10 protein-coding genes, 1 tRNA gene and 1 pseudogene are annotated in these 13,164 nt (G+C 73.3%); 4 read left to right on the plus strand and 8 right to left on the minus strand.

The features are described 5' to 3' along the window. Positions 1-55: 55 nt before the first annotated feature. Together OG978_RS32940 and OG978_RS32945 are read left to right on the plus strand one after the other, a co-directional pair. A complete protein-coding gene (locus OG978_RS32940) occupies positions 56-739 on the plus strand; it encodes an alpha/beta fold hydrolase (protein ID WP_326768706.1) in 684 nt (227 codons plus the stop codon). A gap of 74 nt (positions 740-813) precedes the next feature. Next, a complete protein-coding gene (locus OG978_RS32945) occupies positions 814-2,949 on the plus strand; it encodes a hypothetical protein (RefSeq protein ID WP_326768707.1) in 2,136 nt (711 codons plus the stop codon). 85 nt (positions 2,950-3,034) lie between these two features. On the opposite strand, the gene OG978_RS32950 is transcribed toward OG978_RS32945, so the two are convergent. Together OG978_RS32950 and OG978_RS32955 are read right to left on the minus strand one after the other, a co-directional pair. Then, positions 3,035-3,640, minus strand: coding sequence for a TIGR03086 family metal-binding protein (locus OG978_RS32950; protein WP_326768708.1), 606 nt, complete (start codon positions 3,638-3,640; stop codon positions 3,035-3,037). Positions 3,641-3,676: 36 nt separating this feature from the next. After that, complete coding sequence (locus tag OG978_RS32955; protein ID WP_326768709.1) at positions 3,677-4,615, minus strand: amidohydrolase family protein; 939 nt, start codon at positions 4,613-4,615, stop codon at positions 3,677-3,679. 304 nt (positions 4,616-4,919) lie between these two features. On the opposite strand from OG978_RS32955, the gene OG978_RS32960 reads away from it, so the two are divergent. Further along, a complete protein-coding gene (locus tag OG978_RS32960) occupies positions 4,920-5,912 on the plus strand; it encodes a fibronectin type III domain-containing protein (protein WP_326768710.1) in 993 nt (330 codons plus the stop codon). A gap of 52 nt (positions 5,913-5,964) precedes the next feature. Here the strand turns inward: OG978_RS32960 and OG978_RS32965 are convergent, their stop codons facing one another. The 5 genes from OG978_RS32965 to OG978_RS32985 form a co-directional block, all read right to left on the minus strand. Continuing rightward, positions 5,965-7,176 carry a vWA domain-containing protein gene (locus tag OG978_RS32965; RefSeq protein ID WP_326768711.1) on the minus strand — a complete coding sequence of 404 codons (1,212 nt, stop codon included), beginning with the start codon at positions 7,174-7,176 and terminating at the stop codon, positions 5,965-5,967. Between the two features lie 13 nt (positions 7,177-7,189). Beyond that, complete coding sequence (locus OG978_RS32970) at positions 7,190-8,428, minus strand: sigma 54-interacting transcriptional regulator (protein WP_442817779.1); 1,239 nt, start codon at positions 8,426-8,428, stop codon at positions 7,190-7,192. Then, entirely contained in the window at positions 8,425-10,191 is a 1,767-nt protein-coding gene (locus tag OG978_RS32975; protein ID WP_326768712.1) for an ankyrin repeat domain-containing protein, read from the minus strand. The genes OG978_RS32970 and OG978_RS32975 overlap by 4 nt, the downstream gene beginning before the upstream one ends. Next, positions 10,188-11,324 carry a gala protein gene (locus tag OG978_RS32980; RefSeq protein ID WP_326770238.1) on the minus strand — a complete coding sequence of 379 codons (1,137 nt, stop codon included), beginning with the start codon at positions 11,322-11,324 and terminating at the stop codon, positions 10,188-10,190. Before OG978_RS32980 ends, OG978_RS32975 begins: the two co-directional genes overlap by 4 nt. Before the next feature lie 106 nt (positions 11,325-11,430). Then, positions 11,431-11,506 (minus strand) — tRNA-Cys (locus tag OG978_RS32985). A 385-nt stretch (positions 11,507-11,891) separates the two neighbouring features. Here OG978_RS32985 and OG978_RS32990 point away from each other — a divergent pair. Continuing rightward, a pseudogene (locus OG978_RS32990) lies at positions 11,892-12,338 on the plus strand (glycosyl hydrolase family 18 protein); the annotation flags it as partial. Between the two features lie 74 nt (positions 12,339-12,412). On the opposite strand, the gene OG978_RS32995 reads toward OG978_RS32990, so the two are convergent. Beyond that, positions 12,413-13,042 carry a TetR/AcrR family transcriptional regulator gene (locus OG978_RS32995; protein ID WP_326768713.1) on the minus strand — a complete coding sequence of 210 codons (630 nt, stop codon included), beginning with the start codon at positions 13,040-13,042 and terminating at the stop codon, positions 12,413-12,415. Positions 13,043-13,164 lie beyond the last annotated feature (122 nt).

A 13,164-nucleotide genomic window follows, 5' to 3' on the forward strand; every position in this document is an offset into this window, starting at 1 on the left:
GCCACCACGGAGGCGGCGGAACGATCTGCCCCCACGCGCCTGTAGCGTCAGGGGTATGGAAGATCAGTCTGTAGTGGATGTCGGCGACGTACGGCTTGCGTACCGGACCTGGGGCGACCCCTTCGGCTCGCCCGTGGTCCTGCTGCACGGCCTCGGCGGCTCCGCCGCGAGCTGGGAGGCGGCCGCCGCCCTGCTGGGCGAGGAGTGGCGGGTGTACGCCCTCGACCTGCGAGGTCACGGCGAGAGCGACTGGCCGGACGAGTACTCCTTCGAGCTGATGCGGGACGACGTCCTCGGCTTCCTGGACGAGTGCGAGCTCGACCGGGTCGGCCTGGTCGGCCACTCCATGGGCGGCGTCGTCGCCCATCTCCTCGCCCAGGAGCACGCGGACCGGGTGGAGCGACTGGTACTGGTGGAGACCCCGCCGCCGTTCCCGAGCGAGCCGAAGCCGGCCGCCGAGCCGGAGGGGCCGGTGGACTACGACCAGGCCGTCGTCGCTCCCATCCGGGCCGAGGTGGCCGACCCCGACCCCGAGTGGGCGGCCGGCCTCGGCGAGATCGTCGCGTCCACGCTGATGATCTCGGGTGGCCCGGAATCCACCATGCCCCAGGGGCGCCTCCAGGACATGGCCTCGCTGATCCCGGACTGCCGGCTGATCACGATCGGGGGCGGCCACCGGGTGCACGAGGTCCATCCGGACCAGGTCGCCCAGCAGATCACGGAGTTCTTCACCAGCTGAGGACCAACCGGGAACCGGCGGCCGAACACCGGTGACCGGGGGCGTTGTCGGTGCCGGGTGGCATGATCCGCTTCATGGATCTCGCATCGTTCTTCGCCGACATCGACGCCCAGCCATGGGCGGATCTGCAGCATGCCTACGGGAGTGCGGCCGATGTCCCCGACTGCCTGCGGGCGCTCGCCGGGGAGAGCGAGGAGGCCGCGTCCGAGGCGATCTCCGAGCTGTACGGCAGCATCCTGCACCAGGGCTCGGTCTACGAGGCCACGGCCCGCGCCGTTCCGTACCTCGCACGGCTCGCCGGTGCCGGCTACCGCACGGAGGACCTGCTGGTGCTGCTCGGCGGGATAGCGGAGGGCGGCGCGGACGACGGTGACAGCGACGAGGCCGCCTGCCGGGCGGCCGTCGTCGGTCAGCTGCCGCTGCTCCTCACGACGGTCGACGCCGAGGAGCCGGGGCTCCGGCGCGCCGCGGTCTGGGCCGCCGCGATGACCGGCGCGGCCGAGCAGGTGCTGCCGGTGCTCCACCTGCGCCGGAAGACCGAGACGGACCCGCTGGTACGGGCCGAGCTCCTGGGCGCCATGGCCCACCTGGACCCGTCGGGCACGGCCGACGCGGCGACCGCGGCCATCGGCGCGGACGAGCCCGGCGAGGTGCGGATCGTGGCGCTGCTGGCCTGCGTGGACGGCGGACTGCCGTGGGGACCCGCGCACCACGCGGCGATGCTCTCGCTCCTGCCCGTGAACGACCTCGTCGAGGGCCGGCTGGACCTGGAGCGCAACGAACCCCTGCAGTACGTCGTCGAAGAGCTGCTGCGCCGCGACACCGACGCCGACCGCGACGCCGCGTACACCCTGCTCGACGGCGCCTTGCGCGGCGCGGACTCCGAGGCGCGGGCGGAGGCGTTGTGGGCGGCCGAGACGGCCTGCCTGCTGTCGCGCAGCGCGCCGGAGCGGCTGGCCGGTGCCGTGGAGGCGATGGTCGCCGACCCGGCGGACGCGCCCGCGGCGTACTCGCTGCTCGCGAAGCTGGGCGTCCGGGCTGCGGCGGCTGCCCCGGTGTTGGCCCGACTCGCCGCGGGCGAGGGCGATCCGGCGGACCGCGCGCTGGAAGCACTCGTCGCGGTGGCCCCCGACCGGGCCGCCCCGCTCCTGGCCCGGGACCTGGGACGGCGCCCGCGGGCGCTGGGCGCGGCATGCGGGTTCCTGTTCGGAGGGGCGGCCGGGGCCTCGTTCACGTACGACCTGGAATTGCTGGATGCGATCCGTACCCGGCTGGCTGAGGTGGGCGGCCCCGGCGCGGATGAGGTCGTCCGACTGGTCAACCTGCTCGGCGCGTGGGGGAGCCGGGCATCGGCCGCCCTGCCCGAATTGTCGGCCGTGCTGCCGCTCTGCCCGGGGGCGGTACCGAAGGCGCTGGTCGCGATCTGCCCGCCGGAGCACCGGGGGACGACCGCGGAGCTCCTGACCGCCGCGGCACGCACCGGCCCGGAGGGCCGGCTCGCTGCTGCGGCGGCGGTGCGCGAGCTGACGGGGGAGACCGGCCCGCTGCGGGCGGCCGTCGCCGCACGGCTCACCCCCGGCGGTCCGGCGGTGCGGGAGGCCGCGAGCCTCGCCGCCGGGCTGGGCCCGGAGGCGGTCGCCCTGGTACCCGCCCTCCGGTCCGCGCTCAGCGACCGGGCGGGCGACCGCAACATCCCGCAGATGGACGCCGATGTGGAGATCGCCGCGGCCCTGTGGCGGATCACCGGTGACCCGGAGGAAGCGGTGCCGGTGCTGGCCGGTGTGCTCGCGGAGGTGCAACCGATGTGGCTGCGCTGGACGTTCGGCCGTGCCGCGCGGGCTGCCGCCCGCATCGGCGGCGCGGCCCGACCGCTGGTCCCCGCGCTGGAGGGCCTGCTCACCGAGCCGATGCAGATTCCGTCGGCGGTGCTCGCCCTGCACGCGATCGCGCCCGAGACGCTCGACGGCCCCCGCACGGCCGGGCTGCTCCTGGACGCGGCGGAGCAGGACGCCGACGCGGAGACCGCGCTGGAGGCCCTGGTCGTACTCGGACCCGATTCCCTCACCGAGGACGGTCGTCGCCGCCTGATCGCCCTGGCCGAACGGGACCTCCGGGTGCGGGCCTCGGGCCTGGAGCCGGGGATAGCCCCGGCCGACGAACGGCTGCGGGAACAGGCCCGCGAGGCGGCACGAACGCTGGCCAAACCCTGACCGGACCCGCGCGGGCCGCGCCGCCCGGAGCCGGAGGGCCGTGCCGACCCGACCCCCGAGCGGCACACCCGCCCCTGCGTACCGCTCAGTCGCCGGGCTCCCAGTCCGGGCGGCGGCCGCTCATCGCGACGGCCCGGTCGACGAGGGGCGCGTCGGCCGGGACCGGAACCGGCGGGCCGAAGATGGTCTCCGCCCGGGGCTTGCCGTCACCGGGGGTCAGCATGACCAGCGAGACGCGAAGGCTCGCCTCGTCCCCCTCGTACTTCTGCCCGGTCGACCGGGCGAGGTCCCAGCCGTGGATCACCAGCTCGTCCAGTGCGACCAGCAGCGCCACCTCACCCGGCAGATCCACGTTGCCCGCCCTGGTCATTCCCTGCCGGGCGGCAGGATCGCGCCAGGCAGTCACCAGCTCGTCCAGCAACGGCGGCAGCGCCTCGCGCCAGTCGTCACCGAGGACCGGAAGCTCCGTGTCCGGAGGGGTGTCGGTCGTCGGGCCGAGGTCCTTCCGCGCCGCGTCCCGGAACGCCGTGCTCAACTCGACCACGTGGGCGAGCAGCTCGCGCACCGCGTAGTCGGGGCAGGGCGTCGGATCGTCCAGCTGCTGCTCGTCGATGCCGTCGAGCAGGGTGACGATCTGCCGCGCCGCGGGTTCCAGATCGATCGTGGGAGTTGTCTCCGTGTGCGTGTTCATACAGTGCTGACTCCTTCCGCACCTCGAACTCATCGCTCATCGCACGACGCGTCCCCGGAGCACGATCCGGCTCGGCAGGTTCAGCGCGCCGGGATCCAGGGTCGGGTCGGTGGCGTACGCGACGACATCGGCGGCCGCGCCGTCCACGAGGCCCGGCAGTCCGAGCCAGGCCCGCGCCGTCCAGGACGCGGCACCGAGTGCCGCGTGGGCCGAAAGACCGGCCCGTACCAGCCATTCCATCTCGCCCGCGACCGTCCCGCAAGGGAAGGAGTCCGTCCCCGCCAGCACCGTCACCCCCGCTTCGTGGGCCGCGCGCACATTGTCGAGCATGCTGTCCCAGCCGGCCAGCCACAGATCACGGCGCACGCTCGGCTCCCGTGCCCGCATCGCGTCCGCCCCGGCGCCGAAGACGCTCAGCGTCGGCACGAACGCGGTGCCCTGCGTGGCCATCCGGTCCAGCAGGGCCGGGTCGAGATGCATACCGTGCTCCAGGCTGTCGGCGCCCGCCAGTACGGCGTTGCGGCTGCCCTCGGCGGTCTGGCAGTGCACCGCCACCTTGCCGCCCGTCGCGTGCACCGCCGCCACCACCGAGGTCAACAGCGGCAGCGGCACGGCGGGTTGGTCGAGGGCCCAGTCGCCGACGACCTTGCACCACCCGGACGAAGCGGCCGCCTCCTCCACGGCCGCCCGCACCAACTCGGCCTCGCTCACATCGCGCCCGAAGCCGGGGAAGAACCGGCCGGGTGTGGCCAGCCACCGTCCCGCCGACGTCACCCGGGGCAGCTCCGGGTCCTCCGCCACCCATGCGGGCATCCGCCGCGCCGTGCCGGGGGTGCGTACCGCGAGCACCCCCGCGTCCCGGTGCTCGCCCAACTGCCTGCGCAGCAACGCCTCGTCGAACGGCGCGCCCGGCTCCGGAGCGCCCGGATGCGTGTGCACATCGACGAGCCCGGGCAGCAGCCAGCCGCCGTCCACGACCGTCTCCGCGTCCCGGCCGGCGAGCCCGCCCGGCGGATCGCCCTCACGGAGTACCTAGCCGTCGATCCAGAACGTGCGTTCCTCGCGCTCCGGCAGCACAACGCCTCGTATGCACAACATCAGCCGACCGTACGTCACATAGGGCACCGGCCGACGAACGGCCGACGCACACCGGCACGCCACCCCACCCCACCCCACCCCACGGCTGCCGCACACATCGCCACATTGTGGAAGCTTCCGCTCCACCCCCTTGTCGGAGACCCCCGCGCCACGCGATACAGGTCTGGACCATTGCTTCCGGATGGAAGGCACGACCGTGCAACGCCCCCACGCAACCGCCGCGTTGGCCTGTTCCGCCGCCCTGCTCCTCGCCGCGCTCACCGCCTGCGACTCCGCTCCCGAGGCCGACACCCGCGAGCCGACGGTGCCGCGCCATGTGACGGCGCAGGCGAGCAGCGCCACTTCCGTGCACGTCATGTGGGAGCGGGCCTCCGACGACAAGGCGGTCACCGGCTACGAGATCTACCGCGAGGGGAAGCGGGTCGAATCGGTCCCGGCGGCCAAGGTGATGATCGACGTCGACGGGCTGACCGCGTCGACCGCCTACACCTTCACCGTCCGCGCCCGCGACGCCGCCGGGAACCTCTCCGCGCCGAGCGCCGCCGCGAGCGTCACCACACCCGCCCCGACCCCCGCCGACCACGAGCCGCCGACCCGCCCGGTGAAGCTACGCGGCACGGTGGACGGCAGCCGGGCGGTGAACCTCTCCTGGGGCGGCTCGACGGACGACGTCGGTGTCACCTCGTACGACATCTACCAGGAGGACTCCCGAATCCACAGTGTGCCCGGCACCCGGACCACGGCACATCTGACCGGCCTGCGCCCCGGCACCGTCTACACCTTCACCGTCCGCGCCCGGGACGCCGCCGACACCTCCTCGCCGGACAGCAACGCCATCGACCTCACCACCACCTCCGCCCCGGGTGCGCCGGCGAGCACCGCCCCCACCGACCTGCGGATCAGCAACCGCGTCCAGGGCAAGGAGTACGCCGTCGACCTGGACTGGCAGCAGCCGGAGACGGGCGGCGAGATCCCGGCGTACCAGCTTTTCATCGGCGGCCGGCTGACCACCACGATCGTCTGGGGCGCCACCCCGCCCGCAGGCCGGGCGAGCTACCGCCTCACCGTCAACGACCCGCGCGGCACCCGCTACTCGATGAAGATCCGCGCCAAGCTGCCCGACGGGAAGTGGGGCGACTTCTCCGCCCAGCGCACGGTCGTCCTCGGCGACTGATGCCCCGTATGGGCCCGTCGGTCCGGGGCCGACGGTCGGTGGTGGGAGGACGTCACGGCCGGGCCCGGTCGGTGACGCGGACGGTCTCCACCCACCTCGGGGGCTGCGGGGCGTCCGGGCCGATGAGCGCCGCGACGAGCCGGCACGAAGGGGCCTCGTCCGGCCAGGGCGTGTAGCCGTCGGTGAGTACGACGACGATGTTCGGGCGGTCCCGCGCCGTGAGGGCGGCGGCGATGCCCACCCGCATGTCGGTGCCGCCGCCCCCGCCCAGGGTGATCTGCTCGGCGGCCGTCACCCTGGACACGCTCTGCACGTCGGCGTCGCAGGCCAGCACGGTGACGCGGTTGCCCCGGATGCCCACCTCACGCAGTACCCCGGTGACCTCCGCCAGCGCCGAGCCGAGTTCCTCGTCACCCATCGACCCAGAGGTGTCGATGACGACGGCGACACGGGGCAGCGGCCCGCGCAGACTGGGCAGCACGACGCCCTGGAGCGCCGCGTTGCGGCGGGAGGGTCGGCGGTAGGTGTAGTCGATCGCTCCGGCGGCCCAGGCGGCGGCCTCCCGTACCGCGCCCGCGAGCGCCTGCCGCCAGTCGACCGTGGGCTCCAGGATCTGGTCCGCCCAGCGCTTCCAGCCAGCCGGGAGGGTGCCCCGGCCGCGCCGATGGGCGCGCATGGCCTCCGCGGTGTGGCGTCGCAGAGCCTCGGCCTCCACCGGACCGAGACGGTTCGGCCCGTCCGGTCCGGTCAGCTCCCAGGGCACCGGTTGTCCATGGGCGCCGGACCCGCAGTCGTGCGGGGGCGGGCCCGGCGGCAGACCGGGGAGATACGCCTCGAAGAGCTGCCCGGTCGGCAGGCCGAAGAGGCGCGGCTCCATCCGTCCGGCCGGCAGGGGCAGGCCGTCGGCGATGAGGTCGTCGTTGATCTCGCAGTCCTGGGCGACATTGACGCGGTGCGGGTCGCGCTGGTCGGCGGCGGGCAGCCGTTCGGCGCGCCCGTGATGGTCGCGCAGCAGATGCGCCACCTCGTGCAGCCACACCGCCGCGAGTTCCGCCACCGGTGTCGCGTCGACGAAGGCGGGTGACACGTAGCAGCGCCAGTGCCGGTCCACGCCCATCGTCGGCACCCCGGTGCTCGCCACCACCGAGAGCGCGTACAGCGCCGAGGCCAGATAGGGCCGGTCGGTCGCCGCCCGGTAGCGGGCGGCGAGCAGCTTGGTCAGGTCCAACTGGGGCCGCTCCGGGGCGGTTTCCGGTTCCGGCACCGGTGTGCCCGCCTCAGCCGCTCTGCGGGAGGGCGCCGGACAGTTGCAGCAGTTCCACGAAGGCGTCGATGCCTTCCGGCACCGGCCAGTCGGTGTCCCGCATCGTCGCCAGATCCACCGCCGCCCTGGCCGCCACATCGGGCACACCCGCGTCGACGGCCTTCGCCAGCACCGTCCAGCCCGCTTCCCAGCGGCGCCTGGTGAGGTCGCCCTGGACGGCCGCGACGACCGCGATGAGGAAGGCCAGTTGACGGTCGCCGCGCTCGGGCAGGGCGAACGCGTCGGGGTCCGCCAGTACGCGGTCGGGGTCGGGCAGATCGAGGTTCTCCAGGTAGGACAGCAACTCGATGCCCGCGCCGTCCCCGACAGCCCCGGTCAGCGCGGCGGCCACCGCCTCCCGCCCGGTGCCCGTCGCGTACCCGGTGGCGAGCAGCCGCAGCGCCATGTCCCAGGTCCGCGGGGACGGCCAGGCCCGGCCCCGGCTCTCCGCGTCGGCCGGAATGTGATGGACGAGGCCCGGTCGTGCGGTCAGGAAGCCGGAGATCGCGCCACGGGCCCGCGCCGCCGCCCCCGGAACCCTGGCGGCGTCGACGACCGGCACGGCCACCTCGGGCCACGTACCGGCCATGCCCCGCGCGACGGTGCGCGGATCGTGCGTCCACTGGAGGTGCACGAAACGGTTGGCGAGCGGTGGGCTGAGGTGCCAGCCGTCCGCCGCGCTCGACGGTGGGTTCGCCGCCGCCACGATGCGTACGGACTCCGGCAACGTCAGGCTGCCCACCCGGCGTTCGAGCACCACGCGCAGCAGTGCCGCCTGCACGGCCGGGGGAGCGGAGGACAACTCGTCGAAGAACAACAGCCCCTGGCCCGTGCGTGCCAGCCGGACCGCCCAGTCCGGCGGGGCCATCGGCACCCCGGTCACGGCCGGGTCGTCACCGACGACCGGCAGCCCGGCGAAGTCGGACGGTTCGTGCACGCTGGCGATGACCGTCTCCAGACCGAGGCCCAGTCCGGCGGCGAGCTGCTCCATGCCGGCCGACTTGCCGATGCCCGGCTCGCCCCAGAGCAGCACCGGCTGATTGGCCGTCACCGCCAGTGCCAGCGCCTCCAGTTGAGGATTGGCGGCGGCTTCGGTCCGTGAGGTCCGCAGTCTGCGGTTCAGCTCGTCGGCGGCGTCCAGCGGTCCCGGTACGTCGGCCGGGCGCGGTGGTACGGGGGGCTGTCCCGGTCTGCCGGGGGCGATGGTGCTCACCCGTCCTCATCCTCTTCGTCTTCGTCGTCCTTCTCTTCTTCCCACTCGTCCCACCAGTCGGCCCCGAGGCCCGGATGCTCCTTCTCCACCCGTTCCCTGAGGAAGCCCAGGTCCGTCCGCCGGTACTTGCGGATCAGCTGGTCCAGCGAGAGTTCCATCTGGTCGACGACGTCGATCCGTGCCCCGGCCTCGACCAGCGCCGTCACGAGTTCCGCCGAACCGCCGTCGCCGACCGCCACGCAGAGCGGGGTGCGGTCCCGGTGGTCAAGGGCCTCCAGATCGAGACCCGCCGCCAGGAGCCGCGGCAGCAGGGGCTCGTGGTCGAGGAGGTGCAGGACGTGGAGCAGGCTTCGCCGTCCACCGTCCCGCACGCGCGGGTCCACCCCCGCGTCCAGGAGCTCCAGGACCCCCGGGGTGTCTCCGTGCTGGGCGCGCAGAAAGAGATCCCGGCATTGCGCCCGCAGGGCCTTGGGCAGCCGACCGTTGCCGGAGGTGCAGGAGTGCTCCACGGCGAAGCAGCCGGTGACCGCGCCGCCGAAGGCCCGCAGCGCGTTCTCGCGCTGTCGCTCCTGCGGGCTGTGCGGGGAGTCGAGCTTCCCGTCGCGGAAGGCGACCTCGTGCCACTCGCCGCGGCACCTGACCCGTACCGGCGCGGGCGGCGTCGGTCCTGGCGGCCCCACCGCCGTGTCGAGGCCGGGGAACAGGGCCCCGGCGACCAGCGGATGCAACTGTCCGGGAGTCACATCACCGGTCCGCAGCAGGTCGAGGTCCGGCAGCCGCTGCCGGAGCGACCGGGGAAGGAGGGGAGCGCCCTCGGCGGCCTCCCGCTCGACGAGTCCGATCCGCAGCCTGCTGTCGCTGCCGCTGCCCGTGAACTCCAGCAGGACGCAGGCCACCCAGTCTTCGCCGATCTGAAGGCGCGACGCACCGTACAGCTCCGCGAACCGCCCGGCCTCCGACTCCAGCCGGGGAACATCGAGCGCCAGCCGGGCCAGGATCGTCGCCGGCGTCGCCCGGTACCACGACGGCGTTTTCGGCGAGTTCGCATCGACGTCGATGCCGACCGCCGCCAGGGACTCCGCCACCTGACCCCGCTGGTACAGCAGGGTCACCCACTCGGCACGGGCCACCGGGTCACCGGCGCCCGGGTCCGCGTCCGGCAGTTCGTCCGCCCCGCGTGGTGTGCCGTCGGCGTGGAGGAACGGCAACCGGTCGGCGCCGCCGACGCGTGCGCGCAGTTCGTCGGTACGGCGCGCGTCCCACAGATGCCGGCAGGCCCGCCAGTCCGTGACGCCCAGGTGGAAGGTACTGGATGCCGCGTCGCGTCGCACCGCCCCGAACCGGAGCGAGATCCGCTGCGGTCCGTCGACCATCGCAGGCGTGCGCAGATACAGATACGGAGCCGTCGCCCCGGGCATGTCCGCCGTGACGCCGTAACCCGCCAGGACCACGGTCAGGTCGGTGGCGAGCGTCGAGCGCCCGCCCAGTACCCGCGGCAGGTGCCAGCGCACCAGGTCCGGCACCAGATGGAGGAGATCGGCGCGGAGCGCCCCGGCCACGTCCGGACCGTACCGCGCGGAGACCTGTGACAGGTCGAATGTCACATCGAACCGGGCCGCCGTGCAGGCCCCCTGCCAGTCCCCGGCCGCACGCCGTTCGGCAGACGCCTCGATCATCCACCGCGGCACCGCGTACCGGTGGACCTGTCGTCGGCTCGCCCTTTCCTCCGGATCGAGGAAAGCCGCCACCGCGTCCTGGCTCACCGGTAGACGCTCCTGACCGCACGAAGGTCCGGGTGCGCACCGCGGTCCGGGCGCAGCCGCGCGGCGAAGGACCGCTTCACCTTGCGGGGGAGGCCAGGGCCCAACCCCACGTACTCCAGACGGGAGTCGGCGTCGACGGCGGCCAGCAGGGTCTTCGCACCACGCCCGGTGAGACCGGTGTGGCGCAGTTCCAGCCGCTGCAGGGGGCTGCCGCGCAGCGCACCGGCCAGCGCGTCGGCTCCGATGTCACCGGTGACATTGGACAGGGCCCCGAGGCTGCGTTCGGAGGGCGGCCGACCCAGATCCAGTCCTTCGATCCCGTCGAGCGCGTCGGCCAGGGCGCGCGCCCCGGCGGGCCCGATCCCGTTGCCGCCGAGGCCGAGCCGGATCGGACGGGCGGGGTCGGCGGCGGCCGCGAGCACGGCGGCCCCCGCGTCCCCGAGGCGGTTGGCCGGAAGGTACAGCTCCCGCACCCCCGCGTCCCGGATCAGTGCGGCCAGGAGCGGGGCGGCCTCGGCGCCGAGGCCATTGCCCCCGAGGAACAGCCGCTCGACGGGCCGGGGCCGCTGACTCAGTACGGCCAGCAGCGCCGCGAGGCCGTCTGTGGTGAGCCCGCTGTTCACCAGGTCGAGGGTGCGCAGCACGGTGTTGCGGCGAAGCATCGGGACGAGTGCCCGGACACCGGCGTCACCCACGGGATTGCGTTTCAGCCACAGCGCCGTGACGGTGTCGTCCTCGCTCAGTGCTCCGGCGAGCGCCATGACTCCGTCGGCTCCGATGCGATTGCAGCCGAGATAGACCGTCCGCAGCCCGTGGCCGCCCCGGCCCAGCGCGTCGGCGACGGCCCGCGCCCCTTCGTCCCCCAGCGAGTTGGTGCCGAGCAGCACATGCGTGGCGTGCGGGGAGTGAGCGACGGCGGGCATCACCCGGACCGCACCTGCGGCTCCCAGCCCCTGCTTGCAGAGGTCGACCCGTCCGTCCGCGCGCAGCGCGCCGAGCGCAAAGGCCTCGTCGGCCTCGACGGGGTGCTCTGCTGCCAGCCGCTCCAGCAGCGGATCCAGCAGAGCCGTGTCGGCGAGCGGAATGTCCGGGTGCTCGATCGCGGGACAGCGCACGGGCATCGGCTGCAACATCACTACTCCCCAGGTCCCCCCGCCGGCACCCGGCCAGGAGAGGGCGACCGCGTCCTCCGCCAGCTCGGGACGAACCGACGCCATCGACTTCTCTTCCACGAAAAGGTGGCAAGACCGGTCGGATTCGAACCGACGTCCTCCAGCTTGCTGCTAGGGCGCGACGACCTCTGCGCTACAGCCTTGCCACGCGTGATCCTAGCCGCAGCGGCTCCAAAATCGCGCACCAGTGCCTCCGCTGAAGAATGGTCTGAACCTCTTGACGAAGTTGGTCCAGACCATTTAGTTCCCCCGTGCTCCGTGGCACCAAGGAATCCCGCTCCCCCTCAGGACCGCCTCACCGGTCCCTGCCTCAAGGGAGAACCCCATGTTCGAGCACATGACACTCAGACGGAGAACGGCGACCGCCCTCGTCGCCGTTCTCGGACTGCTCCTCGCGCTGCTTTCCCTGCAGGTCGCACCCGCGCACGCGGCGGGCAAGCTGACGGCCACCTTCAACTCGGCCGACAACGGCTCGTGGTGGAAGGGGACTTGCGTCCTGCACACGCGGTGCTGGGGCCGCCCGCAGCGGACGACCAGGACCCCTACGACTTCCACTTCAGTGCCGATGCCGCCATCAAGGCCTACACGGACGCGGGCGTCGAGCCCCGCAAGCTGACGCTGGGCATCCCGTTCTACGGCCGGGGCTGGCAGAACGTCGCCGATGGTGGAGCCGCCGGTGAATGTCAGTCGGCGGGTGGCGCCGCCCCCGGCCAGTTCGCGCAGGAGGCAGGGACCCGCGGCTACTCCAACCTCATTGGCGCGTACCCGACGATGACGGTCCATCACGACGAACAGTCGGTGTCGACGTACGGCTGCACCGGCAGTCAGTGGTGGTTCTTCGACGACACCTGGTCCATCGGCAAGAAGACCGACTACGTGAAGTCCAAGGGGCTGCTGGGGGTGATGATCTGGGAGATGTCGGGTGACACGTCACAGGGCACGTTGATGAACGCACTGGACACCGGCCTGAAGTAGCGGGCCCGGGGCCGACCGGCCGCCGGTTCGCGGAGACCCGACGGTTCCGCGAACCGGTCGTACGGCACCCGGGGTCAGGTGCCCTTCAGTGCGCCCTCCGCCGAGGTCAGGCAGCGCTCCGCCAATGCCGCGGGCCCCTGTGGCCCCGTGGCCGGGGCATCGCCGGCCGCCCAGGTCTCCACCGCGGCCCGCACCGCCGCGCCCGCGACCCCGGCCGTCAGCCGGATGTCCAGCGAATCCGTTCCGTCCGGGAGCCCGGCACGCGCCGAGAGCACCCTTGTCAGGGTGACGTCCGCGTCGTGGCACGCGTCGTTCCACACCGACTGGAGTGCCGGGCTGTCCGCCGCCATCCTCAGCAGCGACCGCACCCACTCCAGGGACTCCGAGGCCGCCGTGTCACCGGGGTCCGGAGTCAGCGCGCGCGCTGCCGCGTGCCGCAGCGCATCCGGCACCGACAGGTCGGCCGGGGCGCCCCGCACCGCCTCCACCCACTGCCGGGCCCCGGCAGCGAGCAGCGGGGTGATCGCCTCCTCCTTGGTCGCGAAGTAGCGGTAGAAGGTGCGCGGGGCGACGCCCGCGGCGCGCGCGATGTCCTCGGCGCGCGTGGTCCGCAGGCCGTGCTCCACGAAGAGCGCCGCCGCCGTACGGGCGATATCCAGCCGGGTCGCGGCCTTGCGCCGCTCCGTCAACGAGCCACCTTGCATGCGGATCAGGTTATGCCCTGAAGGCACTTCGCCCGGTGGGCAGAAGAGCGGGCAGAAGATGCCTGTATGGCAGAATCTGTCATAAGTGCATGTGCTGGACTAGCAAGAGGTGGCAAGAGCGG

Source organism: Streptomyces sp. NBC_01591, assembly GCF_035918155.1.
Classification (GTDB): Bacteria; Actinomycetota; Actinomycetes; order Streptomycetales; family Streptomycetaceae; genus Streptomyces.